We start from the raw sequence: 1592 nt of genomic DNA, 5'->3' as shown, positions 1-1592 counted from the left end.
CAAATTAAACTACGCTTTACCTATTTACTTATATATTTTAGAAAAACAATAATAATCCCCCACCATTTGGTAAGGGGATTAACTAAACCTACTAAAAAGCATTTAATAGTCTGTTTTATTTAATTGGAGAAGGAAATCTTGCTGCTTCAAAATGTGCCCCATCTTCTAAAGGACTTAAAACCCCATCTATACTACTTTGTGCATAAATCTCAACTTCATCCCCTGCATTCAATTGAACAATCGTCGAAACACTTACGACATTTCCAAAACTTATTGGACCAAAAAAGTCATTATCTATAGCTATCGCTGCGTTTCCATTCACACGAATTTCTACACGCGCTCTATAATTTAAAGTTGGATCGTTTGGAAAGAAACCAATCGTTCCAATAATAGAATATACACCTTTAGTCTTCGGCATAAAAATAGATGTTGCTGGATTATACTCATTCGCTAAATCAAATTGTTCATTTTGAAATAACACTTTCACAAAAGTATTAGCAGGAACATTTTGATTCACAGTATTTCTAGCTCTAAATGCCGATGCTCTAACAAGATTGTCCTTGTTATCATGACACTTACTAGTGTTCTTACAACAATCATGATGCTTATCTTTATACTCCTTACAATACTTACAGTAGTAATAACAAGACATACGAATTCCCCTTTCAAACTTATTACTACATATTATGTAAGATTGATTTATAAGGTTTGGACTAGCTATTTTTATTATTCATAAGGGCGCTATTAATCTGCACCCTTATTTATATGCACCACTTCATTCCTTACTAGTTATAAGTTGTATATAGTTCCATATGGAATAGTAAGAAAAGAACTTCCGTACGGTGTAACATGATGTACTGGGTAAAAATACTCTACGGATGAGTAATATGGTTGTACTCCTTGCTGCTGCATTTGCATTTGTTGTTGCATTTGCAATGCTTGTTGAATAGCTTGGACTGTACTTTGTGCTCCACTATACGTTATAGACGTACCATACGCTGGTCGTATGCCAGCTTCAGAATTAAAATATGAATAAAACATGATCTTCAACTCACTTCCGTATAATTTATTACAAATTATATTATGATTCTTTATTTCAGTAGGTACTATAAGCTAGTCCGCTCGCTTATATTCAAATGACAAAATAAAACAGTAGCTGCTAGACTACTTTGAATTCTTCTTATTACCAAATGAAATGATATACATATTCTCCGGTTACACGCTCATCGATTCCAGCAACCCTAACGAACCTAAGTAAATCCGCCCCTTGAAGAAAATATATCGACATCGTAACCGGTACTTGTGACCACATGAATTGAAAAAGCTCATTCACCCTCTGATTCGTCGTAACGATTAAATCATTTACAGGTCCATGATTCCATGCAGAGGTTTGAACTGAAGTGAAAGAAAGGTCTTTCCCATTAACCACTATTCTTGCCACGCTTTGAGTTATGTCCACAATACTCCCCTCCAACATTACAAAAATTGGACCTTTTTTAGTTCATATTATTATAAATATTCTTGACTGTAATAAATGTTTAAGGCAAATCCCTAATAAAGTGAAACTTTAATCAGTGGGGGTCTTACTGCCC

General features: G+C 34.2%; 3 protein-coding genes. All 3 read right to left on the bottom strand.

Going from position 1 to position 1592, the window contains the following annotated elements; translation table 11 throughout:
* Positions 1-115: 115 nt before the first annotated feature.
* Positions 116-652, bottom strand: a complete 537-nt coding sequence (locus tag ABWK52_RS24640; RefSeq protein ID WP_087948376.1) for a C1q-like domain-containing protein — start codon at positions 650-652, stop codon at positions 116-118.
* Positions 653-789: 137 nt separating this feature from the next.
* A complete protein-coding gene (locus tag ABWK52_RS24635; protein WP_000500091.1) occupies positions 790-1041 on the bottom strand; it encodes a DUF3947 family protein in 252 nt (83 codons plus the stop codon).
* Positions 1042-1183: 142 nt separating this feature from the next.
* Complete coding sequence (locus ABWK52_RS24630; RefSeq protein WP_118414474.1) at positions 1184-1459, bottom strand: hypothetical protein; 276 nt, start codon at positions 1457-1459, stop codon at positions 1184-1186.
* Between the last annotated feature and the right edge of the window lie 133 nt (positions 1460-1592).

It is taken from the genome of Bacillus sp. AP50, assembly GCF_040492675.1.
Taxonomy (GTDB): domain Bacteria; phylum Bacillota; class Bacilli; order Bacillales; family Bacillaceae_G; genus Bacillus_A; species Bacillus_A cereus.
This window is presented reverse-complemented; position numbering and strand designations above follow the sequence as displayed.